The organism is Duganella kummerowiae (assembly GCF_053572355.1).
On the sequence record NZ_JBKFEH010000017.1, the window covers coordinates 120,128 to 145,681 of the forward strand.

Here is a 25,554-nt window from a genome sequence, read left to right on the forward strand (position 1 = left end):
CGAGGGTATGGCGAAAGCCACGGCCGAGGCGCGGGCGCGCGGGCAGGCTGCCCAGGTCCAGGCCCAAGCGGCCGGCCGGCGCTACGACGCGGCGCTGGCCCAGCTGGCCGGCGCGCGGGCGACCAGCTGCGCAGATGCCATGCCGGCCGTGAATCAGCTGCTGGAGCAGGTGCGATGATGGCGCGCCTGCGGCACCTGCAGATTTTCGCTGCACCCGCAGTTTTCTGGTGCTCCTGCATGCTGGCCGGCTGCGCCACCCGGCCGCCGGCGCCGGTCGAGGTGAAGGTGCCCGTGGTCGTGCCGTGCGTGACGACGGTGCCGGCCCGGCCGGTCTACGAGTTCGACCGGCTGCCGGCCACGGCCAGCGATGGGGAGAAGGTGCTGGCCCCGGCCAAGGACTGGCTCAGGTCGCGGAGATATGAGGCGGAGCTGGAGGCGGCGCTGGATGGGTGTAGCCAGGTGAAATGACAGCATTGTGACAACGAACCACTCAAGACCCGCACTGCGCCTCAAATATGGCGGGTTCGATTCCCGCCGACTCCACCAAATTCAAGGCCCCGGGCGCTGCCCGGGGCTTTTTGGTTTCTGCCTCCAATCAAAGCACCAGTGTCCTGCCCTCCACAGCGCTGCAAAGTCCAAGCTCCAGCAACTCAATCACCCGCGTGGCCTGCGCCGCAGTCACCGGATTAGCGCCCACCCCAAGAATCGCATCCCGCACCCCAGCATAGTAGGCCGGATAATCCCCCGGCACCGTATCGAGTTGCGTGGAATGGCTGACCCCATCTTTCCACAAGGTCAGTGTGGCGGGCGTGGTGTCGCGCCCCCAGTCCGCAGCCGGCGGCCGCCCGCCGGCCTTGAGCACATCCTCCTGCGGATCCAGCCCATGCTTGATGAAGCTGCCCAGCCGCCCATGCACGGCAAAGCGCGGTGCCGGCGCCGCCACCAGCGCGCTGGCGTGCAGCACCACCCGGCGCGCGCCATAGCGCAGCACGGCATGAAAATAATCGTCCGACTTGACCCGCTCGCGCTGGCGGGCCAGGTCCAGCGTAATCGCTTCCGGCGCCCCGAACAATTCCAGCGCCTGATCCAGCAAATGCGAGCCCAGGTCGAACCACAACCCGCTACCCGGTAAATCCTGCTCGCGCCAGCGGTCCCGGACCTCGGGCCGATAGCGGTCGAAATGCGACTCGAAGTGCATGACTTCGCCCAGCACACCGGACGCCAGCACCTGCTTCAGGGTCAGGAAATCCGAATCCCAGCGGCGGTTATGGAATACCGACAGGAACAACCCGGTCTGCTCGGCCTGGAGCCGCAAGGATTCCGCGTCATCCGCCGTCACGGTGAATGGCTTGTCGACCACCACATGCTTGCCGGCAGCCAGCGCCGCCTGGGCCAGCGGGAAGTGCGTCTCGTTCGGGGTGGGAATCACCACCAGGTCGATATCGGCCCGCGCGAACAGCGCCTCTGGAGACGAGACGGCGGCCAGCCCGGGCCAGTCGGCGGCCACCTTGGCCGGATCGCTGCTGGAGATGGCGGCGAGCCGCAATCCCTCCACGCCCGCGATCAGGGGCGCGTGGAAGGTCTTGGTGGCAAAGCCGTAGCCGACGATGCCGGCGTTGAGGGTTCTGGTCATGGATCACACCTGTGGAAGCAAGGTGCTAAGCATACTCCAACGGCAGTGCCGGGATGCGCGCCGCAGCTAGGCCGTCATCGGGCCACCGGCGTACGGCAGGCTGCAAACGCTGCCTTGCCCGGATTTACAAGCCTTTACACATGCGGCGGACACGTTTCCAAGGCGATGCGCTAACATCGCTTACCCCTTACCGAAAGCCCGCAGTGACCGCCCCGAAACTCGAATTACCCGACGTCAGCCTGGTGTGCGTGGAGACCCGCCACCCGCAACTGGCGCGCTACGCCATCGACCGCTGCCGCGCGGCCGCCAACTTCAGGGAATGCCGGCTGCTGGCGCCCAGCCGTTTCGAACTGCCGGACTACATCGAACAAGTCGCCATCGCCCCGATTAACACCGTGGAAGCCTACTCGGACTTCATGCTGCGCGAACTGGGGCGGCACTTCAGCGGCAGCCATGTGCTGGTGGTGCAGTGGGATAGCTTCATCCTGCATGGCGAGCGCTGGGACGCGCGCTTCCTGGGCTACGACTACATCGGCGCGCCGTGGGCGCACCGGCCGGCTGCGGTGGCGGTCGGCAACGGTGGCTTCTCGCTGCGCTCGCGCCGCCTGGTGGACGCCCTGGCCGGCATGGCGTTCGGCCAGGTGCACCCGGAAGACTACGTGATCTGCGAGCAGCGCCGCGCCGAACTGGAGGCGCGCGGCATGCGCTTCGCGCCGCTGGAGGTGGCGCGCCGCTTCGCCTTCGAGACCGTCAGGCCGGATGGTCCCAGCTTCGGTTTCCATGGCCTGTTCAACTTCCACCGCGCGCTGGACGACCGCCAGCTGGAGCAGTGGCTGGCCCTGTGCGACCAGGCCACGCTGCGCACGGAGCCGGCGCGCCGCCTGGTGCGCCACCTGTACCACGACGGCCGCCACGCGATGGCGCTGCGCCTGCTCAGGCGGCGCCTGGGCGGCACCCCCGGCCAGGTGGCCGAGACCCTGCTGCTGGCGGCGCGCTGCCAGTACCACCGTCTCACGGCGCGCGGTCCGGCTGGTGGCATTGCTCAATAGGGCAGGGCGCGCCGCTGACCATGGCCGCTTAGTAGCCCGGCGGCGGATCGAGCGGAATCGGATTGCGCAGGCTGACGTTGATGGCGTTCCAGCCGCGTATCACGGCGATGGCGTAGCTTAGTTCGGCGATCTCGGTGTCGTTGAAATGGTCGCGCAGCAGGGCGAAGTCGGCGTCCGACGGTACCCGCTGCGGAATCGCGTTGACGGCCTCGGCCCAGTTCAGGGCGGCCCGTTCCCGTTCGCTGAAGAATGGCGCCTCGCGCCAGCCGGCCACCGCGTTCAGGTGGCGCGGATCGGCCTCATGCTGGAGCAGGGCGCGCCAGTGCATGTCGATGCACATGCCGCAGCCGTTCTGCTGTGACACGCGCAGGAATACCAGCTCGGCCAGGCGCAGGCCGAGGCTGCTGTTCTTGACCGAGGCCGACAGGTTGATCATGGCTTGCAGCTGGGGCTGGGCCAGCTGGAAGAAGGGGAGACGTGCGCTCATGGTATTGCCTTTCAGGTTGCGGAGCGCGCCCGTTGCGCCCTCCATGCCTGTAAGACGGCCCGCTCAGGCCCCGTGTGACAGCTGCTGCGGCAAGCCCCGCAATTTGTCCGGATTGCGCACCACGTAGACCGCGCTGATGCGGCCATCCCCGATCACGAAGGACTGGGCCGACTCGATCCTGCCATCGACATAGCGCAGCAGGCCGGGCGCGCCATTGACGCGCGCGGCGCGGTACTGTACCCGTCCGGGATGCGCGTGTTCGACCGACCAGAACACGCCGGCGATGCGGGCTGCGCCGTGCAGCACCTTGTGAAAGGAGAGCACCTTGCCGCCGCCGTCCGCCACCAGGGTGACGTCATCGGCCAGCAGCGCCTTCATGGCGGCCCGGTCGCCGCCCTGGGCCGCCTGCATGAAGCTGGCCAGCAGGGCGCGCTGCGCCTGGGGCGCGGGCTGGAAGCGCGGCGTTTGCTGCTGCACGCGCTGACGGGCGCGGTGCACCATCTGGCGGCAGGCCGCTTCGCTCTTGCCCAGCAGGTCGGCCAGGTCGGCGTAATCCTGCTCGAACACCTGGCGCAGCAGGAAGGCGGCGCGCTCCTCGGGGGACAGGCGCTCCAGCACCCACAGCAGGGCGACCGACACTTCGCCGGCCAGTTCGGCGGCCGATTCCGGAGTGTGCTCATCCAGTTCCACCAGCGGTTCCGGCAGCCACCAGCCCACGTATTGTTCGCGCTCGGCCTGGCGCTGCCGCAGGCGGTCGATGGCCAGGCGGGTGGTGACGGTGACCAGCCAGGCCTCGGGCGACTGCAGCGTATCGCGCTCGGCGCCGTGCCAGCGCAGCCAGGCGTCCTGCAGCACGTCCTCGGCGTCGGCGCGGGTGCCCAGCATGCGGTAGGCCAGGGCGTACAGGCGCGGGCGGTGCAGGGTGAAAGTGGTGAGATCGGTCATGGCGGCTCCATTGTAGTGCGGACCATGACCAGACGGACCAGGCGGTCCGTTTGTGACAGCGTACCGCTACTTGTTGCCGATGGCGCGCTGCAGCTCGTCGATATTGGCCGGCTTTACCAGGTGGAAGTCGAAGCCGGCGTCGGCGCTGCGCTTGCGGTCCTGGGGGGCGCCATAGCCGGTATGGGCCACCAGCCGCACTCCGGCCAGCTCCGGCTGTTCGCGCAGCAGGCGCGCCAGGGTGTAGCCATCCATGTCCGGCAGGCCGATATCGAGCACGATGGCGTCCGGGCGCAGCTCCCGGGCCAGGCGCAGGGCCTGGGCCGAATCGGACGCCACTTCCACTTCGCAGCCGAGGGCGCGCATCAGCTCGGCCATGATCTCGACCGAATCGAGGTTGTCGTCCACCAGCAGCAGGCGGCGCTGGCCGCGCTCCGGGGCTGGCCCGGGCGCGGGCGCCGCGGCCGGCGCGGGCGGGGCGCTGGCCTGCACCCGCAGCACCGGCAGCTCGATGATGAAGGTGCTGCCCTGGTCGATGCCGGGACTTTCGGCCAGCACCTGGCCGCCGTGCAGGCGCACCAGGGTGGACACCAGCGACAAGCCTATGCCCAGGCCGTCGTGGGCGCGGTCCGGCGCAAACGCCCCTTGGGTGAACATGTTGAAGATGCGCGGCAGGTTGTAGTCGGTGATGCCGATGCCGTTGTCGTGCACCGCGATGCGCACCCTGCCCTGCTGCGCCAGCGACACCGTCAGCCGCACATGGCCACCCTGCGGGGTGAACTTGGCGGCGTTGTGCAGCAGGTTGCCGATGGCCTGGGCCAGCCGCACCGGGTCGCCGCTCAGCCACACCTGCTCGGGCGGCAGCTGCACCTCCAGCTGGTGCTGGCGCAGTTCCATCATGGGGGCGGCGGTTTCCAGCGCCGGCCCCAGCACCGACCGCAGTTCCAGTTCCACCGGCTTGAGCACCAGCTTGCCCTCGGAAATGCGGGCCACGTCCAGCAAATCGTCCACCAGCCGGCTCAGGTGGTTGACCTGGCGCGTGATCACCTGGCGCGCCTTGTCGTGCACGGCGGTGTCCTGCGGGCTGGCGTTCTGCATCAGGGTGACGGCGTTGCGGATCGGGCTGAGCGGGTTGCGCAGCTCGTGCGCCAGCGTGGCCAGGAAGGCATTCTTGTTCTGGTCGGCCGCGTGCAGCAGTCCTTCCATCTCCTTGCGCGCCGAGATATCGCTGCTGATGCGGGCCAGCCGGTACGGCTGGTCTTGCGCGTCGCGCACCACGAAGGCGCGGTCGCGCACCCAGCGGGTGGCGCCGCCGGCCAGCTGCAGCCGGTACTCCTGTTCGTAAGGCTGGCCGGCCAGGCTGGCCTGCCAGGCCGCGCCCACCGCCTCGCGCTGCTCCGGATGCACGGCTTCCAGCCAGGCGCAGGGACGGGCGCGCAGCTCGCCGTGCGGCTGGCCCCACATGGCGTCGTAGGCGGCGCTCACGTACAGCAGGCCGCCATGGTGCAGGTCGAACATCCAGAACACGTCCTCGATGTTGTCGGTCAGCTGGCGGAAGCGTTCCTCGCTGTCGCGCAGGTCGGCCTGGGTGGCGCGCAGGCGCAGCAGGGCGTTGACGTTGGCGATCAGCTCTTCGGCCTCGATGGGGGCGGCCAGGTAGTTGTCGGCGCCGCCCTCCAGGCCGCGTATCTTGTCGGCGCGCCCGGTCAGGGCGGCCGAAGTCTGCAGCACCAGCACGCTGGCGGTGGGGGCGTCGGACTTGATACGGCGGCACACCTCGATGCCGTTGATGTCCGGCAGCTTGACGTCCAGCAGAACCAGGGCCGGCATCAGGCTCTTGACCATGGCAAGGGCGTCGGTGCCGTTGATGGCTTCGGCCACCTCGAAGCCCGCGCTTTGCAGGATACGGGTCTTGACGTAGCGGGCGCCGTCGTTGTCGTCGACATTCAGGATCAGGGTCGGTTTGGCAGGCATGGCAAAGCTTTCACGTTTCCGGTTGCGCGGCGGCGCTTCCTTGGTACTGGCGCGGCACGGTCAGGAAAAAGGTCGACCCCGCGCCGGGCCGGCTTTCCACGTCCACTGAACCGCCCAGCAGGGTGGCCAGCTTGCGGCACAAGGGTAGCCCGAGTCCGGTTCCCTTGGCGCGCCGTTGCAGCGGGTGTTCGACCTGGCCGAACTCCTCGAAGATCAGGGCGATGTGGTCGGGCGCGATGCCGATGCCGGTGTCGCTCACGGCCAGCCGCAGCTGCTGTGGATCGGGGCTGTCGGCCAGGTACACGCGCACCTGGCCGCGCTCGGTGAATTTCAGGGCGTTGGAGATGAAGTTGCGCAGGATCTGGGTCAGCTTGCCCTCGTCCGACTCCAGCGCCGTATCCGGTACCGTATCCTGCGGCGGCGTGAACACCAGCTCCACCTCGGGATTGGTGGCCAGCGGGCGCAGCATGCCCTTCAATGTGCTGAACAACTCCGGCAGGTTGACCGGGGCTACCTGCACCTCGACCTTGCCGGCCTCGATCTTGGCCAGGTCCAGCAGGTCGTTGACCAGCTCGGACAGGTCGTGGGCGGCGTCGGCGATGTAGCGCACCTGGCGCTCCTGTTCCGGGCTGAGGTCGCCGTCCATGCGGTCCAGCAGCAGCTTGGCCAGGGCCCGGATCGAGCTCAGCGGCGTGCGCAGCTCGTGGCTGGTGTTGGACAGGAAGCGCGACTTCATCTCGTCGGCCTTGCGCAGGCGCTCGGCCTTGTCCTCGATTTCCGCGTACAGGGCCACCACGCCGCGGTTGGTGTCCTCCAGCTCGCGGGTCAGGGCCAGCAAGTCGTCCTGGCGCTCGCGCAGTTCGGCCAGGGCGGTGACCAGTTCGCGGTTCTGCACCTGCAGTTCGGCGTAGCTGCTGTTGCCGGGCGTGGCCACCAGCACCGCCGACATCCCGGCCAGGCGCGCGCCGTCGATGCGCACATGGGGCGGCAGCAGCTTGTGCAGCACGATGCAAAGGCCGCCGCTGTCCAGGCGCTGCACTTCGCAGTCGTCCATCAGGCGCCTGCCGGTGACGATGGCCTCGTCCTGCGCGCTGCCGGTCGCGTAGCCGGCTTCCAGTTCGCGGATGTGTACGCTCAGGGTGTCGCCGCGCGGGCCGGGCTGGATGGCGAACATGGCGCGGCGCGGACCCGCGTGGCCGCTGGCGGCGCGGCCCACGGCGCAGCGCGCCACCTCGGACACGGCGGTGGCGATACGCACCTGGTCCTGCATGCCGAAGCCCAGCAGGCTGGAGACCTGGCGCGCGCGCTGGCGCACCAGCACCACGTCCTCCTCGCCATCGAGGACGACCTGCAGCAGGCGCTGGATGGCGCTCATGGCGCCTCTCCCAGCCGCTCGACCAATACGCAGGCATCGTCGCGGCCGCGGCTGAAGTCGCGCAGCAGCACCCCGGCCGCCAGCGCCGGCGCGGCTCCGTACAGGCCCGGATACTGGGCCAGGTCCCATTGCGTGCTGATGCCGTCGCTGTGCATCACCAGCAGGTCGCCGGGCGCGGCGGCCAGGCTGAATTCCTGCACCTTGCGCATGTTGTGGCCGACGATGCCGTTGTGCGAGATCAGCTGGCGCCGCCCGTGGGCGTCCAGCAGGCAGGCAGTGATGTTGCCGATGCCGGCAAAGCGCAGCTGGCGCGCCTGCGGCTCCCACTGCGCCACCGCCACCGCCGCCCCGCGCGTGGCGCGCAGGGCCAGGTGACAGGCCTCGATGTGGGCGGCGGGCGCGCGGCCCGGCTGCTCGGCCAGGGCGTCCACGGCGGCTTGCGCGGCCTTGGCCGCTTCGCTGCCGTGGCCCAGGCCGTCCACCACCATCAGGGTGGTGGCGCGGCGCTGGCGCGCCACGGCCCAGGCGTCGCCGCTGACATTCTCACCCATCAGGGCCAGGCTGGCGGCGCCGCCGCTGCGGCCTTCCGGCGGCGCGCCGCCGGCCCGGACGCCGGGGATGGCCGGCGCCGCCGCGCCGTGGCCGTCCTGGGCCGGCCCGGTGGAGTCGGCCGGCGCCGCCGCCAGGACTGCGGCCGTCTGCGCGGCCCAGGCCAGGTGGGCCGGCGGCGCCTGCCACACCTGCAGGTGGAAGGCGGCGCCCTTGCCGCGCGGGGCGATGGCGTCGAAGTGGTCGGACAGGCGGCGCAGCGCGCCCAGGCCAGTGCCGGCCGTGCCGGCGCTGGAGACGCCGTCGCGCATGGCCAGCGCCAGGCTGGCGATGCCGGGGCCCTGGTCCAGGGCCAGCACGTCGATCCCGCGCCGCTCGCCCGCTTCGATCACGCGCAGCAGCATCAGCCCCTCGCCGGCATGCTTGACGATGTTGCTGGCGGCCTCGCTCAGCACGATGGCCAGGTGGCCGGCGCGTACCTCGTCCAGGCCGGCTTCGCGGGCCAGGGCGGCGCCTGCGCGGCGCGCCGCCGCCACGTCGCTGCCATGGGTGATGCGCAGGGCGGCGTGCGGCTGGCCGGAGTGATTCAGTTTTTCCATTTGGTGATGGCGACAGCGGTGCCCGCTCCCGCCTGGGTATCGATGTCGAAGTCGTCGACCAGGCGCTTGGCGCCGCCCAGTCCCAGTCCCAGCCCGCCGCCGCTGGTGTAGCCGTCGCGCAGGGCCAGCTGGACGTCGGCGATGCCGGGACCGTCGTCCACGAACACCAGGCGCAGGCCGCGCCGCAGGCCATCGTCCAGGGTCACCATCAGCACCTTGCCGCCGCCGCCATACTTGATGGTGTTGCGCGCCAGTTCGCTGGCGGCCGTCACCAGCTTGGTCTGGTCTACCAGGCTCAGCTTCAGTGCGATGGCGCGCTCGCGCACCAGCTTGCGCAGCCCGACCACGTGTTCGTCCAGGGTCAGCGGCAGGGTGGCGCTGTCCACCACCTGCTGCGGGCGCGGCCGCAGCAGCGGCGTATCGAAGCGTACCTCCGGAGCAGGAGCGGCCATGCCCATGGTTAGCATCATCCGCCCAGCTTCCCGAGCAGCGCCATGCCCTTCTCGACATTGAGGGCAGTCTTCACGCCGGGCAGGGTCAGGCCCAGTTCGACCAGGGTGATGGCCACCGCCGGCTGCATGCCGACCAGCACGGTCTCGGCGTCCAGCACGCGCGCCATGGCGGCCGTGTTGCTGATCATGCGGCCGATGAAGGAATCGACCAGGTCCAGCGCGGAGATGTCGATCAGCACGCCTTTGGCGTGCTCCTGCACGATGCGTTCGGTCAGGTCGTCCTGCAGCGCCATGGCCAGGCGGTCATGCATGTCGACCTGTATCGACACCAGCAAAAGCTTGCCGATGCGCAGTATGGGGATGCGTTCCATTGCCGCCTCAGGATTGCACGATGGAGGCGCCCAGGCGTCCCAGCGCCAGCGTGAAGGCGTCGGCCAGGGTGGCCTTGGTCACCACGTCTTCCAGGTTCACGCCCAGGTGCACGATGGTCTGGGCGATTTGCGGGCGGATCCCGCTGATGATGCAGTCGGCGCCCATCAGGCGGGCGGCGGCGATGGTCTTCATCAGGTGCTGGGCCACCAGGGTGTCCACGGTGGGCACGCCGGTGATGTCGATGATGGCGATGGCGGCGCCGGTCTCGACGATCTTTTCCAGCAGGCTTTCCATCACCACCTGGGTGCGCGAGCTGTCCAGGGTGCCGATCAGGGGCAGGGCCAGCACGTCCTTCCACAGCTTGACCACCGGGGTCGACAGTTCCAGCAGTTCCTGCTGCTGGCGCGCGATGATCTGGTCGCGGCTTTTCTGGAACACTTCCATGGTGTACAGGCCCAGCTTGTCGAGCAGGCTGCTGATGTGCCAGGTGCTGTCCGCCAGGCGTTCGGCCTGGCCGGCGTAGGCGCCGCGCAGCACGGCAAACAGGGCTTGCTTGAGCGAGAACACGAAGGTGGCGGTTTCCGAGGGCGTGGAGCCCTGGCGCGCGCGGGTGGTGGAAATGTCGGCCAGGAGGGCGCGCGTCTCGTCCCAGGCGCGGCCGTCGATGTCGTCCACGCCGCCGCTGCGGATGGCGTCCGGCAGCAGGGCCAGGAACTGGCGGCTGGCCTGGCGCGCGCGCTCGTCGTCGCCGCGGTGCGTGGCGGCCGCCTGGTGTTGCAGCCATTGTTCCAGGATGGCCGCTTCCTGCTGCCGTACCAGTTCGCTCAATTCGTGGGCGCTGTCGCTCATCGTGATCCCTTGTTGATGATAAATTGAAAAGTTTATTATTTTCAATGTATCACGAACGGTGGCAACAGCGGCGTCCTATTGCGTGCCGGTGTCCGTCATTTGGGCTTGATGGGGACGCGCGTGACCAGCACCTCGCCATTGAACAGCCGGCAGTCCAGCACGTGGCTGCGCGACGGCTCGGCCGCCGCCGACTGCAGCTCGTGGTAGGGGCTGCTGCTGTCCCCGGCCCGCAGGTCGATGCGCACCTCCTGCAACTGGTGCATGTCCTGCAGCTCGCGCAGGCGCTGGCGGCGCGCCGTGGTTTCCTTTTCCAGCCGGCCGCGCGGGACCGGTCCCTCGAAGTAGCGTATCAGGGCCGCTTCCGCCACTTCCATGCGGTCGCGCAGCAGGGCGTCGGCCGCCACCGCGTTCTGGTTGGCCGGCCAGGCCGAGGGATCGCCATCGGCGCACTCGATCTCGACGTTCAGGCGCTGTATCAGCAGCAGGGTGTCGTTGTCGTCGCTGACCTGCTGGTGTATCTTTTGCACCGCGGCCAGGCGCGCCTTGGCCAGGCGGCCGGACGGGTCGCGGGTCTGGCCCACGTAGTGCACGGTGCTGGGCAGCTGCAGCTGGTGCGGGTAGTTCTGCAGCACGTCGTGGATGGAAAGCGCCTCTACCAGCCCGCCCCAGTTGAGGGTGACGTAGCGCTCGCTGACCGTTACCGTGGGCTTCTTCAGGGTGGCGGCAAACGGCACCTCCAGCTCGATGGCCAGGGTGTCGCGCTTGTCCGCGCCCAGGATGATGGGCAGGGTGAGCTTGAGCGAGAAGAAGCCCCAGCTGACCTTGCCGGCCGGGTCGAAGCGCACCTTCGGCCGGCTCACCACCAAGTACAGCAGGCGCTTTTCCATGGCCGCCTCCAGGTCGAACTGCAGGCGGCGCAGCTGGCGTCCGACCGGGTCGCGGATGTCGGGCGCCTCGGGAAAGCCGGCGATCAGGTCATACCAGTGGAACTTGGCCTCGGCCACCGTGATGGTCCAGCGCTGCGGCGCCGTGCTGCGTAGCGGCAAATGGGGCAGCAGCTCCTCATGCGGCTCGGGTAGGCTCAGCTCGCCCAGTTCGGCCAGCAGGGCGGCGTCTTCCGGGTCCAGCTGGTCGGCGATGGATGCTTGATCGGGGTGCATGGCGGTCTCCCCCTGCTGGTCTGGTGTCATTGTGCTGCGCATGGGGACAGTATAGTACGCCTTGCGCGATATTTCCATGTGGAAATTGTCTTGTCCCTGTGTTCAGGCCGCCAGGGTGGCGCCGGCGGCCAGGGTTTCCCGTATCAGGGCCAACAGGTCCGCCGGGGTGTCGAGCAGGTGGTCGGCGCCCCAGTCGCGCGGCGCGATGCCGCCGCAATAGCCCCAGGCGCAGGCCACGGTGGCCATGCCGGCCGCGCGTCCGGCCTGGATGTCGCGCAGGTCGTCGCCCACGTACCAGCACTGCTGCGGCGCCAGGCCGAGGCGGCGTGCAGCCTCCAGCAGCGGCGCCGGATGCGGCTTGGGGTGGGCCGTGGTGTCGCCGGAGATGGCGCAGGCGGCGTGGCCCAGGCCGATCAACGGCAGCAGCGGCACGGTGAAGCGGGCGTGCTTGTTGGTCACCACGCCCCAGGCCAGGCCGGCTTGTTCTATGCCGGCCAGCAGTTCCGGCACGCCGTCGAACAGGCGGCTGTGCACGGCGATGGCGGCCTCGTAGTTGGCCAGGAAGGCGTCGCGCAGCTCGGCAAAGCCGTCGTCTTCCGGGCCCAGGCCGAAGGCGGCGCCTATCATGCCGCGCGCGCCGGCCGAGGCGGTGGGACGTAGCAGGGCGTAGTCGGCAGGCTCCAGCCCGCGGTCGCTGCGCAACTGGTTGACGGCGGCGGCCAGGTCGGGCGCAGTGTCGGCCAGGGTGCCGTCCAGGTCGAACAGGATGGCGCTTGGAACAGGGGGCAGGGAGGGCAGGGAAGGCAGGCTCATGCTGGGGCTCATGGTCGGGGAGCGCAGGGGAAGGCGGCGCGCGGCCGCCGGCGTATCACAGGGGACGGCGGGTCGCCATCAGGTAGTTGACGCTGGTGTCGCCGTTCAGCGAGTACACCTTGGTCAGCGGATTGTAGCCCATGCCTTTCAGGCCGGCCACCTCCAGCCCGGCGCTGCGCACGTACTGCGACAGTTCGGCCGGGGTGATGAATTTGCCGTAGTCGTGGGTGCCCTTGGGCAGCAGGCGCAGCACGTATTCGGCGCCGATCACGGCAAACAGATAGGCCTTCAGGTTGCGGTTCAGGGTGGAGAAGAACACCTGGCCGCCCGGCTTGGCCAGGGCGGCGGCCGCGCGCACCACGGCGCCCGGGTCCGGCACGTGCTCCAGCATTTCCATGCAGGTGACCACGTCGAACTGGCCCGGCTCCTGGGCCGCCATGTCCTCGGCCGAGATCAGCTTGTAGCGCACCGCCACGCCCGATTCCAGGCTGTGCAGGTCGGCCACCTTGAGCGCCTTTTCCGACAGGTCGATGCCGGTCACGGTGGCGCCCTTGCGCGCCATGGACTCGCTCAGGATGCCGCCGCCGCAGCCGATGTCGATCACGTTCTTGCCCGCCAGCGGGGCGCGCGCGTTGATCCATTCCAGGCGCAGCGGATTGATTTCGTGCAGGGGACGGAATTCCGAGGTCGGATCCCACCAGCGGTGGGCCAGTTCGGAGAATTTTTGGAGTTCGAGAGGGTCTGCGTTCATAGTCCCGCATCATAGCGGATTTTGCGCGGGGCAGGGAGCACGCGCGGGTGCCGGCCGGGACCGGCAAAAAAAATGCCGCCCGGCCACGAGGGCGCGGGCGGCATATCAGCCAGGCTGTGGATTACTTCGAGGTGCCGACCACTTCGATTTCCACGCGGCGATTCTTGGCGCGGCCTTCGGCGGTCTTGTTATCGGCCACCGGTTGCTTCTCGCCCTTGCCTTCGGTGTAGACGCGGTTGGCGTCCACGCCCTTGGAGACGATGTAGGCCTTGACGGCTTCGGCGCGGCGCACCGACAGCTTCTGGTTGTACTCGTCGGTGCCGACGGAGTCGGTGTGGCCCACGGCGATGATGACTTCCAGGTTGATGCTGCTCAGCTTGCCGGTCAGTTCGTCCAGCTTGGCCTTGCCTTCCGGTTTCAGGACGGCCTTGTCGAAGTCGAAGAAGGCGTCGGCGGCGAAGCTGACTTTCTGTGCGGTCGGGACCGGAGCCGGTTTCGGTGCCGGTGCCGGTGCCGGGGCAGGCGCCGGGGCGGGGGCCGGCGGCGGCGGCGGGGCTACGCACTTGCCGTTTTCCAGTTTCTCGGGTTCCACGCAGATCGGCAGGTCGCAACCGGGCACGGCGTCGGCCGGGGTCCAGTAGCCGGTGCGCCAGCACAGGCCGAACGGATCGCGGGCGATCACGCCGCGCGCGTCCTGCACGTAGGCGCTTTTCGGGGTCGGGGCCTTGATGTCCTGGGTCACGGGAGCGTACGGCGGGGCGGTCGGGGTTTGCGCTACGGCCGCGCCGGCGAAAGCCGCCGACACAGCGAGAATCGAAATCAGTTTATTCATATTTTTCTTCCTTTCGGGGGTGATATCTGCAGAAAACTGCGCGACGTCGTGAAACGTGGCCGGAATTCTACCACGCACCAATCTGGCGCTTGATTTCCGCTTGCGATACAAGCAATTGACTTCTGAACCATTTTGCCACATGCGCCAATTTGGCACAGAACGGACCAACCATGCCCCATTCTGTAGCTTACCAATATGTTGTTTTGTTGCAACGGTAGTCGGCATGGTAATTGACTTATATGTCATGCCGATTACAAGCCTGTCAACAGCGGCGTTCCCGGGGCCAGGAGCAAATAGTGCTGGCGTCCGGACGCCCATGATAAAATCGCCAGCTTGCCGTCCGGTGTTAACCAAGTCACAGATCGATAGTCCCGCCCATGGATCAATTCGCAAAAGAAACAATTCCAATTTCCCTCGAAGAAGAGATGCGCAAGAGCTACCTCGACTACGCCATGAGCGTGATCGTGGGCCGCGCCTTGCCGGATGTGCGCGACGGCCTCAAGCCGGTGCACCGCCGCGTGCTGTACTCCATGCACGAATCGAACTACGTGTGGAACCGCGCCTACGTGAAGTGCGCCCGCGTGGTGGGCGACACCATGGGTAAATACCACCCGCACGGCGACGCCTCGATTTACGATACCCTGGTGCGCATGGCGCAGGACTTCTCGCTGCGCTACATGCTGGTCGATGGCCAAGGCAACTTCGGCTCGGTGGACGGCGACAGCGCCGCTGCCATGCGTTATACCGAGTGCCGCCTGGACAAGATTTCCAGCGAACTGCTGGCCGACATCGAGAAGGACACGGTCGACTTCCAGCCCAACTACGACGGCAAGGAAAAAGAGCCGACGGTGCTGCCGACCCGCATTCCCAACTTGCTGATCAACGGCTCGTCCGGCATCGCGGTGGGCATGGCCACCAACATCCCGCCGCACAACCTGGGCGAAGTGGTCAACGGCGCCCTGCACGTGCTGCGCAACCCGGACTGCTCCATCGACGAGCTGATCGAACTGATCCCGGCGCCCGACTTCCCCACCGGCGGCATCATCTACGGCATTTCCGGCGTGCGTGAAGGCTACCGCACGGGACGTGGCCGCGTGGTCATGCGCGCCAAGACCCACTTCGAGGAATACGGCAAGGATGGCGGGCGCACCGCCATCATCATCGACGAGCTGCCCTACCAGGTCAACAAGAAGTCGCTGCTTGAGCGCATCGCCGAGAACGTGCGCGAGAAGAAGCTGGATGGCATCTCCGAGATCCGCGACGAGTCCGACAAGTCGGGCATGCGGGTGGTCATCGAGCTCAAGCGCGGTGAAGTGCCGGAAGTGGTGCTGAACAACCTGTATAAACAGACCCAGCTGCAGGACACCTTCGGCATGAACATGGTGGCCCTGGTCGATGGCCAGCCGCGCCTGTTGAACCTGAAGGAAATGCTGTCCTGCTTCCTGTCGCACCGCCGCGAAGTGGTGACGCGCCGCACCGTGTTCGAGCTGCGCAAGGCGCGCGAGCGCGGCCACGTGCTGGAAGGCCTGGCCGTGGCGCTGGCCAATATCGACGACTTCATCGCCATCATCAAGGCGGCGCCCACGCCGCCGGTGGCCAAGGCCGGCCTGATGGAGCGCTCCTGGGACTCGTCCCTGGTGCGCGAAATGCTGGCCCGCACCGGCGAGGACAACCCGGGCGGCGTCAACGCCTTCCGCCCCGAGCACCTGCCCAAGCACTACGGCCTGCAAGGCGATGGCATGTACAAGCTGTCCGATGAACAGGCCCAGGAAATCCTGCAGATGCGTCTGCAGCGCCTGACCGGCCTGGAACAGGACAAGATCGTCAACGAATACAAGGACGTGATGGCCGAAATCGCCGACCTGCTGGACATCCTGGCCAAGCCCGAGCGCGTGACCACCATCATCGTCGACGAAATGACGGCGATCAAGAACGAGTTCGGCGACGCCGCCAAGGACCCGCGCCGTTCCAGCATCGAGCACAACGCCACCGACCTGGGCACCGAAGACCTGATCACGCCGCAGGATATGGTGGTGACCCTGTCGCACACCGGCTACATGAAGGCCACCCCGATTTCCGAATACCGCGCCCAGAAGCGCGGCGGACGCGGCAAACAGGCCATGGCCACCAAGGACGAGGACTGGATAGACCAGCTGTTCATCGCCAACACGCACGACTACATCCTGTGCTTCTCCAACCGCGGCCGCCTGTACTGGCTGAAGGTGTGGGAAGTGCCGCAGGGCTCGCGCAACTCGCGCGGCAAGCCCATCGTGAACATGTTCCCGCTGGCCGACAACGAGAAGATCACCGTGGTGCTGCCGCTGTCGGGCGAAAACCGCACCTTCCCCGAAGACCACTACGTGTTCATGTCCACCAGCCTGGGCACCGTGAAGAAAACCCCGCTGACCGATTTCAGCAACCCGCGCAAGGCCGGCATCATCGCGGTCGACCTGGACGAGGGCGACTTCCTGATCGGCGCCGCCCTGACCGACGGCCAGCACGACGTGATGCTGTTCTCGGACGCCGGCAAGGCGGTGCGCTTCGACGAGAACGACGTGCGCCCCATGGGCCGCAACGCGCGCGGCGTGCGCGGCATGAACCTGGAAGAGGGCCAGCGCGTGATCGCACTGCTGGTGGCCGAGAACGAGCAGCAGTCGGTGCTGACCGCGACCGAGAACGGCTACGGCAAGCGCACCCCGATCACCGAGTACACCCGCCATGGACGCGGCACCAAGGGCATGATCGCGATCCAGACCTCCGAACGCAACGGCAAGGTGGTGGCGGCCACCCTGGTCGATTCGTCCGACGAGATCATGCTGATCACCACCGGCGGCGTGCTGATACGCACCCGCGTGGCCGAGATCCGCGAAATGGGCCGCGCCACCCAGGGCGTGACCCTGATCGCGGTGGAAGACGGCACCCGCCTGTCCGGCCTGCAGCGCGTGGTGGAAACCGATATCGACGAAGTCGAGCTGGAACCGGGTCCGGACGCCAGGCCGGAAGACGGCGCAGCCGAGTAAGACGGAGCCATCCCGGGCGTGAGTTCGGGCCAGCGGGGCCAGGTCTGTCGCGTCATGCGGCGCGGACTGGCCCCGTTTTTCTTTTGAGGTGATGAGATGAAAACAATCGTAGCAAGCTTGATCACGTCGCTGGCGCTGATCGGCGCCGTGCCGGCCTTGGCGCAGGCGCAGGCATCCGCACCTGCAGCCGTCGATCCGGCCGCCACCGCCGCCGCCCGGGAACTGTTCGAGGCGATGAACTACCGCACCCTCATGCTGAGCGTGATGCAGCAGATGTCGCAAAACATCGGCGCCTCCATGCGCGCCAGCGCCGAGGCTGCCATCAACAACAATCTCCAGATGAGCGCCGAAGACAAGCAGAAAGCCCTGGCGCGGATGGAAGCCTCAATGCCGCAAGCCATCAGCAGCGTGCAGGACCTGGTCAACGACCCGACGCTGGTGGACGAAATCCTGGCCGAAACCGTGCCTATCTATGCGCGCAACTTCAGTCCCGATGAGCTGAAGCAGATCGCCGCCTTCTACCGCACCCCGGTGGGCGCCAAGATGCTGGCCACCATGCCCAGGCTGATGGGCGAGGGCATGCAGGTCGGCCAGCAGGTAGTCCAGCGCCGCCTCGGCCCGATGCTGCAGAAGATGCAGCAACCAGCCAAGTAACACCTCTCTGATAAGGAATCCAACGTGACTCAGATTTATAACTTCTCCGCCGGTCCTGCCGTCCTGCCCAAGGAAGTGCTGGCCCAGGCTGCCGCCGAAATGCTGCACTGGCATGGCAGCGGCATGTCGGTGATGGAGATGAGCCACCGCGGACCGGAATTCATTTCGATCTACAAGGCAGCCGAGCGCGACCTGCGCGAGCTGCTGGCAGTACCGGACAATTACAAGATATTGTTCATGCAGGGTGGCGGTTTGTCGCAAAACGCCATCGTGCCCCTGAATCTGGTGGGCCACAAGCCGCAGCCAGCCGTCATCGATTTCATCCATACCGGTTCGTGGTCCGGCAAGTCCCTCAAGGAAGCCGCCAAGTACGCCACCGTCAACGTTGCCGCCTCCTCGCAGGCGCAGCGCTACAGCCAGGTTCCGCCGCAGTCGGACTGGAAGCTGACGCCGGGCGCGGCCTACCTGCACATGTGTACCAACGAGACCATAGACGGGGTCGAGTTCGACCTCGACGAGCCCATCGCCACGGACACGCTGCTGGTGGCCGACATGAGCTCGCACATCCTGTCGCGCGTGATCGACGTCTCGAAATACGGTGTGATCTTCGCCGGGGCCCAGAAGAACATTGGCCCGGCCGGGGTCACCATCGTCATCGTGCGCGAGGACTTGCTGGGCAAGGCCTTGCCGGTGTGTCCGTCGGCCTTCGACTGGAAGCTGGTGGCCGATAACGACTCCATGTACAACACCCCGCCCACCTACGGCATCTACATTGCCGGCCTGGTGTTCCAGTGGCTCAAGCGCCAGGGCGGCGTGGCCGAGATGGAGCGCCGCGCCAAACAGAAGGCGGCGCTGCTGTACGCCTGCCTGGACCAGGACGATTTTTACCAGAACCGCGTCGCGCCGGCCAACCGCTCGCGCATGAACGTGCCCTTCTACCTGAAGGATGAAAGCAGGAACGAGGAATTCCTGGCCGGCGCCAAGGCGCGCGGCCTGCTGCAACTGAAGGGCCACAAGTCCGTCGGCGGCATGCGTGCATCGATCTACAACGCCATGCCGCTGGAAGGCGTGCAGGCGCTGGTCGACTACCTGAACGAATTTGCCGGACGCTGACCCATGACAGACAAACTCAAACCGCTGCGCGAACAGATCGACAGCATAGACGCGCAGATCCTGGACCTGCTGAACCGCCGCGCCAGGGTGGCGCAGGAAGTGGGCCACGTGAAGGCCGAGACCAATGCGCCCGTGTTCCGCCCCGAGCGGGAGGCCCAGGTGCTGCGCGGCGTAGCCGAGCGCAACCCCGGCCCCATGGGCGACACGGAAGTGCAGACCATCTTCCGCGAAATCATGTCGGCCTGCCGCTCGCTGGAAAAGCGCGTCACGGTGGCCTTCCTGGGCCCGGCCGGCACCTACAGCGAGCAGGCCGTGTACCAGCAGTTCGGCAGCGCCGTCGACGTGCTGGCCTGCGGTAACATCGACGAAGTGTTCCGCGCCACCGAGGCCGGCACCGCCGAATTCGGCGTGGTCCCGGTGGAAAATTCCACCGAGGGCGCCATCGGCCGCACCCTGGACCTGCTGCTGCACACGCCGCTCAGCATCAGCGGCGAAGTGGCCATCGCGGTGCGCCACAGCCTGCTGACCGGCACCGGCAACATGGAGGGCGTGACCGCCATCTGCGCCCACGCCCAGGCCCTGGCCCAGTGCCAGATCTGGCTCAACAATAACTACCCCGACATCGAGCGCCGCGCCGTGTCGTCCAATGCCGAGGCGGCGCGCATGGCACGCGACGACCATACCATCGCCGCGATTGCCGGCGAGCGGGCCGGGGTGCGCTACGGCCTGGGCACCATCAAGGCCAACATCCAGGACGATCCGCACAACCGCACCCGTTTTGCCGTGATCGGCCAGCTGCAGCCCGGGCCATCCGGCAAGGACCGCACCTCGATCGCGCTGGCCGCCCCGCACAAGGCCGGTTCCGTGTACCGCCTGCTGGAATCGCTTGCGCTGAACAATGTGTCGATGACGCGCTTCGAATCGCGCCCGGCCCGCAACGGCAACTGGGAATACTATTTCTACGTCGACGTGGAAGGCCATGTGCAGGATGCCTCGGTTGCCAAAGCACTGGAGCAGCTGCAAGGCAACGCCGCCTTCTTCAAGGTGCTGGGTTCCTATCCCGTCAGCCTCACTTAACTTATACGGAGACACCATGTCCAACAACTACGGCCCTGACTACGTCCGCGCCATCGCCCCCTATCAGGCCGGCAAACCGATCGCCGAAGTGGCGCGCGAATTCGGCCTGGAGGAGGCCAGCATCGTCAAGCTGGCCTCCAACGAAAATCCGTTCGGCGTGCCGCAATCGGCCCAGCGCGCCATGGCGGCCGCCGCCGCCGAGCTGGGGCGCTACCCGGACGCCAACGGCTTCGACCTGAAAGGCGCGCTGTCGCAGCGCTACGACGTGCCGGCCGACTGGCTCACGCTGGGCAACGGCAGCAACGACATCCTGGAAATCGCCGCCCATGCCTTCGTCGAGCGCGGCCAGTCGGTGGTGTATTCGCAGTATTCGTTTGCCGTGTACGCGCTGGCCACCCAGGGCGTGGGCGCGCGCCACATCGTGGTGCCGGCCAAGAACCATGGCCACGACCTGCCGGCCATGCTGGCCGCCATCGCGGACGATACCCGTTTGCTGTTCATCGCCAATCCGAACAACCCGACCGGCACCTTCATCCCGGCCGCCGAGATCGAGGACTTCCTGTCCAAAGTGCCGGCCCGCGTGGTGGTGGTGCTGGACGAGGCCTACAACGAATTCCTGTCCAAGGAGGATCAGTTCGAGTCGGCCGCGTGGGTCAAGAAGTATTCCAACCTGCTGGTCTCGCGCACCTTCTCCAAGGCCTACGGCCTGGCCGGCCTGCGGGTCGGCTACGCCATTGCCCAGCCGGCGCTGACCGATCTGATGAACCGCATCCGCCAGCCCTTCAACGTCAATTCGCTGGCCCAGGCGGCCGCCATCGCGGCCCTGAACGACAGCGAGTTCCTGGAGCGCGGCGCCGCCAACAACCAGGCCGGCTACCGGCAGCTGGTGGCGGCCTTCGAGCAGCTGGGCCTGGAATATGTGCCTTCGTATGGCAACTTCGTGCTGGTCAAGGTCGGCAATGACCTGGCGGCCGGCGCCCGCGTCAACCTGGCGCTGCTCAAGCAGGGCGTGATCGTGCGCCCGGTCGGCAACTACGGCTTGCCCGAGTGGCTGCGCATCTCCATCGGCCTGCCGGAAGAAAACGCAGCCTTCATCGCGGCCCTGCGCAAGGCGCTGGACCAGGCCCCGGCATGACGCCAGTGCTGAACAAGGTCGTCATCTTCGGCGTCGGCCTGATAGGCGGCTCGTTTGCGCGCGCCCTCAAGCAGGCCGGCGCCGTGCGCACCGTGGTCGGCATGGGCCGCTCCGCTGCTTCCCTGCACAAGGCGCTGGAACTGGGCATCATCGACCAGATCGGCGACGGCATGGCCGCCGCCCTGGACGGCGCCGACCTGGTGCTGCTGGCCGCGCCGGTGGCGCAGACCGGCCGCATCCTGGAAGCCATCGCCCCGCACCTGCAGCCGGGCACGGTGGTCACCGACGCCGGCAGCACCAAGTCCGACGTGGTGGCCGCCGCGCGCGCCGCCCTGGGCGCCAGGGTCGGCCAGTTCGTGCCTGGCCATCCGATTGCCGGGCGCGAGACCAACGGCCCGGAAGCGGCCATCGTCGACCTCTACATCGGCAAGAAGACCGTGATCACGGCGCTGCCGGAAAACAGCGAAGCCGACGTCGAACGGGTGGCGGCCGCCTGGCGCGCCTGCGGCGCCATCATCCACCGCCTGGCGCCGCAGGAGCACGACCAGGTGTTTGCCGCCGTCAGCCATTTGCCGCACTTGCTGGCCTACGGCCTGGTGGACGACATCGCACGCAAGCCGCACGCCGATTTGCTGTTCCAGTACGCGGCCAGCGGCTTCCGCGATTTCACCCGCATTGCCGGTTCCTCGCCGGAGATGTGGCGCGACATCAGCCTGGCCAACCAGGGCGCGCTGCTGAACGAGCTGGATGACTACCTGGCGCAGCTGGGGCGCCTGCGCGCGCTGCTGGCGGCCGGCGACGGCGCCGGGCTGGAAGCCGTGTACGGCAACGCCCAGCGCGCGCGCCACCAGTGGATCAGCGCCATCGAGGCGGCCGAAGCGCCGCAGAACAAGGACCAGGCGGACTAGCCGCCGTCCAAGGAAACCATCATGAACCAACACGAATACCTGGACCTGCAACCGGTCCCCCGCGTGCAGGGCGCCGTGCGCCTGCCCGGCTCCAAGAGCATCTCCAACCGCATCCTGCTGCTGTCGGCCCTGGCGCAGGGCGAGACCGCCATCGTCGACTTGCTGGCGTCGGACGACACCGCCGTCATGCTGGCCGCGCTGCGCTCCCTGGGCGTGCAGTGGACCGAAGAGAAAACCGCCAGCGGCACCATCCACCACGTCAGCGGCGTGGCGGGCGTGCTGCCGAACCGGTCGGCCGACCTGTTCATGGGCAACGCCGGCACCGCCATCCGCCCGCTGACCGCGGCCCTGGCCGTGATCGGCGGCGACTATACCCTGCACGGCGTGCCGCGCATGCACGAGCGCCCCATCGGCGACCTGGTGGACGCCCTGAACGCGGCCGGCACCCGCATCGAGTACACGGGCAACCCGGGCTATCCGCCGCTGCACATCAAACAGGGCAGCATCCATGCGCAGCGCCTGTCGGTGCGCGGCGACGTCTCCAGCCAGTTCCTGACCGCGCTGCTGATGGTGGCGCCGCTGATGGCGCGCGAACACGCCATCACCATCAACGTGACCGGCGAACTGATTTCCAAGCCCTATATCGAGATCACCCTGAACCTGATACGCCGCTACGGCGTCCAGGTGGAGCAGGACGGCTGGGCCGCTTTCACCATACAGCCCGGCCAGGTGTACCAGTCGCCCGGCACCATCCACGTCGAGGGCGATGCTTCCTCGGCCTCCTACTTCCTGGCGGCCGGCGCCATTGCCGGCGGCCCGGTGCGGGTCGAGGGCGTGGGCCGGGACAGCATCCAGGGCGACGTGCGCTTTGCCGCCGCGCTGGAGCAGATGGGCGCCACCATCACCATGGGCGACAACTGGATAGAAGCCAGCGCCAGCGCGCCGCTGAAGGCCATCGACGCCGACTTCAACCACATCCCGGATGCGGCCATGACCATTGCCATTGCCGCCCTGTACGCGGACGGGACCAGCACCCTGCGCAACATCGCCAGCTGGCGTGTCAAGGAAACCGACCGCATCGCGGCCATGGCCACCGAGCTGCGCAAGCTGGGCGCCACGGTGGAGGAGGGACCCGATTACCTGCGTGTCACGCCCCCCGCAACGCTCACGCCTGCTACCATAGACACTTACGACGACCACCGCATGGCGATGTGTTTCTCCCTCGCATCGCTGGATGGCGCATTGCGCAAGGGCACGGCAGTGCGCATCAACGATCCCAAGTGCGTGGGTAAGACCTTCCCCGAGTATTTCGCGGCCTTTGCCGCCATTGCAAAATAGACTACATGGTAACTTCCCAGATCCCCGTCATTGCCATCGACGGCCCCACCGCTTCCGGCAAGGGCACCGTCGCGCACCGGGTGGCCGACAAGCTCGGCTTCCACTACCTGGATTCCGGTGCGCTGTACCGCTTGACGGCGCTGCAGGCCCTGCGGCGCGGCACGGCGCTCAATGACGAGCACGCCCTGGCCAAGCTGGCCGAACACCTGCCGTGCAGTTTCGAGGGCGGCAATATCCTGTTGTCGCAGGAAAACGTCAATGACGCCATCCGGGCCGAGGAAGTGGGCAACACGGCATCGAAAATCGCCACCCTGCCGGCCGTGCGCCATGCGCTGACCGGGTTGCAGCTGAGCTTCCGCCGGGCCCCGGGCCTGGTGGCGGACGGGCGCGACATGGGCTCGGTGATCTTCCCGCACGCACCGCTCAAGGTGTTTTTGACTGCCAGTGTGGCCGCCAGGGCGGGCCGCCGCTATAAGCAATTGATAGACAAGGGATTTTCTGCTAATATGGAAGACCTGCTGATGGATTTGCAGGCGCGGGACGACCGGGATACGAACCGGGCCATCGCGCCGCTGGTCCCCGCAGAGGGGGCGCATGTGCTGGATACCTCGAATATGAACGCCGACGAGGCGGTCGATCAGGTGTTGCGGTGGTATGCGGCCATCGGCAAATAGTTGGTGTTTTCGCAAAGCCTCTGCGTGCGGAAACGTGTGATCAACCTCAACCCAGTTGAAGTCGCATCGTGCGAGCCTTACTGGATAACTTGGAAGTGTTTTTAATATGGAAAGTTTTGCAGCCCTTTTTGAAGAGTCCCTGTCGCGTCAAGACATGCGCTCTGGCGAAGTAATTTCGGCTGAAGTCGTTCGTCTGGATCACAACTTCGTGATCGTCAACGCCGGCCTGAAATCGGAAGCTTTCATCCCCGTCGAAGAATTCAAGAATGACCAGGGCGAACTGGAAGTCAAAGTAGGCGACTTCGTTTCCGTGGCCATCGAATCGCTGGAAAATGGTTTCGGCGATACCATCCTGTCGCGCGACAAGGCCAAGCGCCTGGCTTCGTGGCTGGCTCTGGAAAAAGCAATGGAATCCGGCGAGATCGTCGTCGGTACCGTGAACGGCAAAGTCAAAGGCGGCCTGACCGTCCTGACCAACGGCATCCGCGCCTTCCTGCCGGGTTCGCTGGTCGACACCCGTCCCGTGAAAGACACCACCCCGTTCGAGGGCAAGACCCTGGAATTCAAGGTCATCAAGCTGGATCGCAAGCGTAACAACGTGGTGCTGTCGCGCCGCGCCGTGATCGAAGCTTCCATGGGCGAAGAGCGCCAGAAGCTGATGGAAACCCTGAAAGAAGGCACCGTGGTGACCGGCGTCGTGAAGAACATCACCGACTACGGCGCGTTCGTGGACCTGGGCGGCATCGACGGCCTGCTGCACATCACCGACCTGGCATGGCGCCGCGTGCGTCACCCGTCGGAAGTGCTGACCGTGGGTCAAGAGATCACCGCCAAAGTGCTGAAATACGACCAAGAGAAGAACCGTGTTTCGCTGGGCGTGAAGCAGCTGGGCGACGATCCCTGGACCGGCCTGTCGCGTCGCTACCCGCAAGGCACCCGCCTGTTCGGTAAAGTGACCAACCTGACCGACTACGGCGCGTTCGTGGAAGTGGAACAAGGCATCGAAGGCCTGGTCCACGTGTCGGAAATGGACTGGACCAACAAGAACGTGGCCCCGAACAAGGTCGTGCAGCTGGGCGACGAAGTCGAAGTCATGGTCCTGGAGATCGACGAAGAGCGTCGCCGTATCTCCCTGGGCATGAAGCAGTGCAAGGCCAATCCTTGGGACGACTTCGGCGTGACCCACAAGAAAGGCGACAAAGTGAAGGGCGCCATCAAGTCGATCACCGACTTCGGCGTGTTCATCGGCCTGGCTGGCAACATCGACGGCCTGGTGCACCTGTCCGACCTGTCGTGGACCGAGCCGGGCGAAGAAGCCGTGCGCAAGTTCAAGAAAGGCGACGAGCTGGAAGCCGTGGTCCTGGCCATCGACGTCGAGCGCGAGCGCGTGTCCCTGGGCGTGAAGCAGCTGGAAGGCGACCCGTTCAACAACTTCGCCGCCCTGAACGACAAAGGCTCGCTGGTCTCCGGCACCGTGAAATCGGTGGAGCCGAAAGGCGCCGTGATCCAGCTGTCCGATGAAGTCGAAGGCTACCTGCGCGCTTCGGAAATCTCGCGCGACCGCGTGGAAGATGCCGGCACCCACCTGAAAGTGGGCGACACCGTGGAAGCCCTGGTGATCAACATCGATCGCAAAGCCCGCAGCATCCAGCTGTCGATCAAAGCGAAAGACAATGCTGAAACCGCGGAAGCCATGCAGAAGATGGCCGCCACCGACAGCAACGCCGCCTCCGGCACCACCAGCCTGGGCGCGCTGCTGAAAGCCAAGTTCGACAACAAGAACTAATTCGGCGGCCGC

General features: G+C 67.0%; 25 protein-coding genes. 12 read left to right on the forward strand and 13 right to left on the reverse strand.

Annotated elements, in window-relative coordinates; all coding sequences use genetic code 11:
- Positions 1-7 precede the first annotated feature (7 nt).
- Both ACLB1G_RS22010 and ACLB1G_RS22015 read left to right on the forward strand, forming a co-directional pair.
- Entirely contained in the window at positions 8-178 is a 171-nt protein-coding gene (locus ACLB1G_RS22010; protein ID WP_491629387.1) for a hypothetical protein, read from the forward strand.
- The gene (locus ACLB1G_RS22015; protein WP_491629388.1) at positions 175-468 is read left to right on the forward strand and encodes a hypothetical protein; all 294 of its coding nucleotides are present in this window, start codon (positions 175-177) and stop codon (positions 466-468) included. Before ACLB1G_RS22010 ends, ACLB1G_RS22015 begins: the two co-directional genes overlap by 4 nt.
- A 127-nt stretch (positions 469-595) precedes the next feature.
- Here ACLB1G_RS22015 and ACLB1G_RS22020 read toward each other — a convergent pair whose 3' ends face one another.
- The gene (locus tag ACLB1G_RS22020) at positions 596-1,633 is read right to left on the reverse strand and encodes an oxidoreductase (RefSeq protein WP_491629389.1); all 1,038 of its coding nucleotides are present in this window, start codon (positions 1,631-1,633) and stop codon (positions 596-598) included.
- A gap of 203 nt (positions 1,634-1,836) precedes the next feature.
- Between ACLB1G_RS22020 and ACLB1G_RS22025 the strand changes: the two genes are divergently transcribed.
- Positions 1,837-2,682, forward strand: a complete 846-nt coding sequence (locus ACLB1G_RS22025) for a DUF5672 family protein (protein ID WP_491629390.1) — start codon at positions 1,837-1,839, stop codon at positions 2,680-2,682.
- A gap of 28 nt (positions 2,683-2,710) precedes the next feature.
- Here the strand turns inward: ACLB1G_RS22025 and ACLB1G_RS22030 are convergent, their stop codons facing one another.
- From ACLB1G_RS22030 to ompA, 12 genes are all read right to left on the reverse strand, one after another.
- Positions 2,711-3,169, reverse strand: coding sequence for a carboxymuconolactone decarboxylase family protein (locus tag ACLB1G_RS22030; protein ID WP_491629391.1), 459 nt, complete (start codon positions 3,167-3,169; stop codon positions 2,711-2,713).
- Positions 3,170-3,232: 63 nt separating this feature from the next.
- Positions 3,233-4,114 (reverse strand): RNA polymerase sigma-70 factor, encoded by an 882-nt coding sequence (locus tag ACLB1G_RS22035; RefSeq protein ID WP_491629392.1) that lies wholly within the window; start codon positions 4,112-4,114, stop codon positions 3,233-3,235.
- A 66-nt stretch (positions 4,115-4,180) separates the two neighbouring features.
- Entirely contained in the window at positions 4,181-6,085 is a 1,905-nt protein-coding gene (locus tag ACLB1G_RS22040) for a hybrid sensor histidine kinase/response regulator (RefSeq protein WP_491629393.1), read from the reverse strand.
- A gap of 10 nt (positions 6,086-6,095) precedes the next feature.
- Entirely contained in the window at positions 6,096-7,460 is a 1,365-nt protein-coding gene (locus ACLB1G_RS22045) for an ATP-binding protein (protein ID WP_491629394.1), read from the reverse strand.
- Positions 7,457-8,608: an ATP-binding protein gene (locus tag ACLB1G_RS22050; RefSeq protein WP_491629395.1), complete on the reverse strand. Its 1,152-nt coding sequence runs from the start codon at positions 8,606-8,608 to the stop codon at positions 7,457-7,459. The genes ACLB1G_RS22045 and ACLB1G_RS22050 overlap by 4 nt, the downstream gene beginning before the upstream one ends.
- Entirely contained in the window at positions 8,596-9,078 is a 483-nt protein-coding gene (locus ACLB1G_RS22055; protein ID WP_491629396.1) for an anti-sigma regulatory factor, read from the reverse strand. Before ACLB1G_RS22055 ends, ACLB1G_RS22050 begins: the two co-directional genes overlap by 13 nt.
- Complete coding sequence (locus ACLB1G_RS22060) at positions 9,075-9,431, reverse strand: STAS domain-containing protein (protein WP_491629397.1); 357 nt, start codon at positions 9,429-9,431, stop codon at positions 9,075-9,077. The genes ACLB1G_RS22055 and ACLB1G_RS22060 overlap by 4 nt, the downstream gene beginning before the upstream one ends.
- A 7-nt stretch (positions 9,432-9,438) precedes the next feature.
- Entirely contained in the window at positions 9,439-10,281 is an 843-nt protein-coding gene (locus tag ACLB1G_RS22065; protein WP_491629398.1) for an STAS domain-containing protein, read from the reverse strand.
- A gap of 95 nt (positions 10,282-10,376) precedes the next feature.
- Positions 10,377-11,441, reverse strand: coding sequence for a hypothetical protein (locus tag ACLB1G_RS22070; protein WP_491629399.1), 1,065 nt, complete (start codon positions 11,439-11,441; stop codon positions 10,377-10,379).
- A gap of 102 nt (positions 11,442-11,543) precedes the next feature.
- Entirely contained in the window at positions 11,544-12,254 is a 711-nt protein-coding gene (locus ACLB1G_RS22075; RefSeq protein WP_491629400.1) for an HAD family hydrolase, read from the reverse strand.
- Between the two features lie 55 nt (positions 12,255-12,309).
- A complete protein-coding gene (gene ubiG, locus ACLB1G_RS22080; protein ID WP_491629401.1) occupies positions 12,310-13,005 on the reverse strand; it encodes a bifunctional 2-polyprenyl-6-hydroxyphenol methylase/3-demethylubiquinol 3-O-methyltransferase UbiG in 696 nt (231 codons plus the stop codon).
- A gap of 121 nt (positions 13,006-13,126) precedes the next feature.
- The gene (gene ompA, locus ACLB1G_RS22085; protein ID WP_491629402.1) at positions 13,127-13,837 is read right to left on the reverse strand and encodes an outer membrane protein OmpA; all 711 of its coding nucleotides are present in this window, start codon (positions 13,835-13,837) and stop codon (positions 13,127-13,129) included.
- A 377-nt stretch (positions 13,838-14,214) separates the two neighbouring features.
- Here ompA and gyrA point away from each other — a divergent pair, with 377 nt between their 5' ends.
- From gyrA to rpsA, 9 genes are all read left to right on the forward strand, one after another.
- Entirely contained in the window at positions 14,215-16,857 is a 2,643-nt protein-coding gene (gene gyrA / locus ACLB1G_RS22090; protein ID WP_491629403.1) for a DNA gyrase subunit A, read from the forward strand.
- Between the two features lie 96 nt (positions 16,858-16,953).
- Entirely contained in the window at positions 16,954-17,511 is a 558-nt protein-coding gene (locus ACLB1G_RS22095; protein WP_491629404.1) for a DUF2059 domain-containing protein, read from the forward strand.
- Positions 17,512-17,535: 24 nt separating this feature from the next.
- A complete protein-coding gene (gene serC / locus ACLB1G_RS22100; protein WP_491629405.1) occupies positions 17,536-18,624 on the forward strand; it encodes a 3-phosphoserine/phosphohydroxythreonine transaminase in 1,089 nt (362 codons plus the stop codon).
- 3 nt (positions 18,625-18,627) lie between these two features.
- Complete coding sequence (gene pheA, locus ACLB1G_RS22105) at positions 18,628-19,701, forward strand: prephenate dehydratase (protein WP_491629406.1); 1,074 nt, start codon at positions 18,628-18,630, stop codon at positions 19,699-19,701.
- 16 nt (positions 19,702-19,717) lie between these two features.
- Positions 19,718-20,836: a histidinol-phosphate transaminase gene (gene hisC, locus ACLB1G_RS22110; protein WP_491629407.1), complete on the forward strand. Its 1,119-nt coding sequence runs from the start codon at positions 19,718-19,720 to the stop codon at positions 20,834-20,836.
- The gene (locus ACLB1G_RS22115) at positions 20,833-21,744 is read left to right on the forward strand and encodes a prephenate dehydrogenase (protein WP_491629408.1); all 912 of its coding nucleotides are present in this window, start codon (positions 20,833-20,835) and stop codon (positions 21,742-21,744) included. The genes hisC and ACLB1G_RS22115 overlap by 4 nt, the downstream gene beginning before the upstream one ends.
- Positions 21,745-21,765: 21 nt before the next feature.
- The gene (gene aroA / locus ACLB1G_RS22120) at positions 21,766-23,082 is read left to right on the forward strand and encodes a 3-phosphoshikimate 1-carboxyvinyltransferase (RefSeq protein ID WP_491629409.1); all 1,317 of its coding nucleotides are present in this window, start codon (positions 21,766-21,768) and stop codon (positions 23,080-23,082) included.
- Positions 23,083-23,087: 5 nt separating this feature from the next.
- The gene (cmk, locus tag ACLB1G_RS22125) at positions 23,088-23,756 is read left to right on the forward strand and encodes a (d)CMP kinase (RefSeq protein ID WP_491629410.1); all 669 of its coding nucleotides are present in this window, start codon (positions 23,088-23,090) and stop codon (positions 23,754-23,756) included.
- A gap of 106 nt (positions 23,757-23,862) precedes the next feature.
- The gene (rpsA, locus tag ACLB1G_RS22130) at positions 23,863-25,542 is read left to right on the forward strand and encodes a 30S ribosomal protein S1 (protein ID WP_491629411.1); all 1,680 of its coding nucleotides are present in this window, start codon (positions 23,863-23,865) and stop codon (positions 25,540-25,542) included.
- Positions 25,543-25,554: the final 12 nt, after the last annotated feature.

Coding starts and splice junctions, on each gene's coding strand:
- ACLB1G_RS22030 (WP_491629391.1), bottom strand. CDS start 3,169: ATGAGCGCACGTCTCCCCTTCTTCCAGCTGGCCCAGCCCCAGCTGCAA.
- rpsA (WP_491629411.1), top strand. CDS start 23,863: ATGGAAAGTTTTGCAGCCCTTTTTGAAGAGTCCCTGTCGCGTCAAGAC.
- ACLB1G_RS22065 (WP_491629398.1), bottom strand. CDS start 10,281: ATGAGCGACAGCGCCCACGAATTGAGCGAACTGGTACGGCAGCAGGAA.
- ACLB1G_RS22055 (WP_491629396.1), bottom strand. CDS start 9,078: ATGATGCTAACCATGGGCATGGCCGCTCCTGCTCCGGAGGTACGCTTC.
- ACLB1G_RS22010 (WP_491629387.1), top strand. CDS start 8: ATGGCGAAAGCCACGGCCGAGGCGCGGGCGCGCGGGCAGGCTGCCCAG.
- ACLB1G_RS22035 (WP_491629392.1), bottom strand. CDS start 4,114: ATGACCGATCTCACCACTTTCACCCTGCACCGCCCGCGCCTGTACGCC.
- ACLB1G_RS22015 (WP_491629388.1), top strand. CDS start 175: ATGATGGCGCGCCTGCGGCACCTGCAGATTTTCGCTGCACCCGCAGTT.
- ACLB1G_RS22095 (WP_491629404.1), top strand. CDS start 16,954: ATGAAAACAATCGTAGCAAGCTTGATCACGTCGCTGGCGCTGATCGGC.
- ACLB1G_RS22045 (WP_491629394.1), bottom strand. CDS start 7,460: ATGAGCGCCATCCAGCGCCTGCTGCAGGTCGTCCTCGATGGCGAGGAG.
- hisC (WP_491629407.1), top strand. CDS start 19,718: ATGTCCAACAACTACGGCCCTGACTACGTCCGCGCCATCGCCCCCTAT.
- ACLB1G_RS22020 (WP_491629389.1), bottom strand. CDS start 1,633: ATGACCAGAACCCTCAACGCCGGCATCGTCGGCTACGGCTTTGCCACC.
- ACLB1G_RS22075 (WP_491629400.1), bottom strand. CDS start 12,254: ATGAGCCTGCCTTCCCTGCCCTCCCTGCCCCCTGTTCCAAGCGCCATC.
- aroA (WP_491629409.1), top strand. CDS start 21,766: ATGAACCAACACGAATACCTGGACCTGCAACCGGTCCCCCGCGTGCAG.
- pheA (WP_491629406.1), top strand. CDS start 18,628: ATGACAGACAAACTCAAACCGCTGCGCGAACAGATCGACAGCATAGAC.
- ACLB1G_RS22070 (WP_491629399.1), bottom strand. CDS start 11,441: ATGCACCCCGATCAAGCATCCATCGCCGACCAGCTGGACCCGGAAGAC.
- ACLB1G_RS22040 (WP_491629393.1), bottom strand. CDS start 6,085: ATGCCTGCCAAACCGACCCTGATCCTGAATGTCGACGACAACGACGGC.
- ompA (WP_491629402.1), bottom strand. CDS start 13,837: ATGAATAAACTGATTTCGATTCTCGCTGTGTCGGCGGCTTTCGCCGGC.
- ACLB1G_RS22115 (WP_491629408.1), top strand. CDS start 20,833: ATGACGCCAGTGCTGAACAAGGTCGTCATCTTCGGCGTCGGCCTGATA.
- gyrA (WP_491629403.1), top strand. CDS start 14,215: ATGGATCAATTCGCAAAAGAAACAATTCCAATTTCCCTCGAAGAAGAG.
- cmk (WP_491629410.1), top strand. CDS start 23,088: ATGGTAACTTCCCAGATCCCCGTCATTGCCATCGACGGCCCCACCGCT.
- ACLB1G_RS22050 (WP_491629395.1), bottom strand. CDS start 8,608: ATGGAAAAACTGAATCACTCCGGCCAGCCGCACGCCGCCCTGCGCATC.
- ubiG (WP_491629401.1), bottom strand. CDS start 13,005: ATGAACGCAGACCCTCTCGAACTCCAAAAATTCTCCGAACTGGCCCAC.
- ACLB1G_RS22060 (WP_491629397.1), bottom strand. CDS start 9,431: ATGGAACGCATCCCCATACTGCGCATCGGCAAGCTTTTGCTGGTGTCG.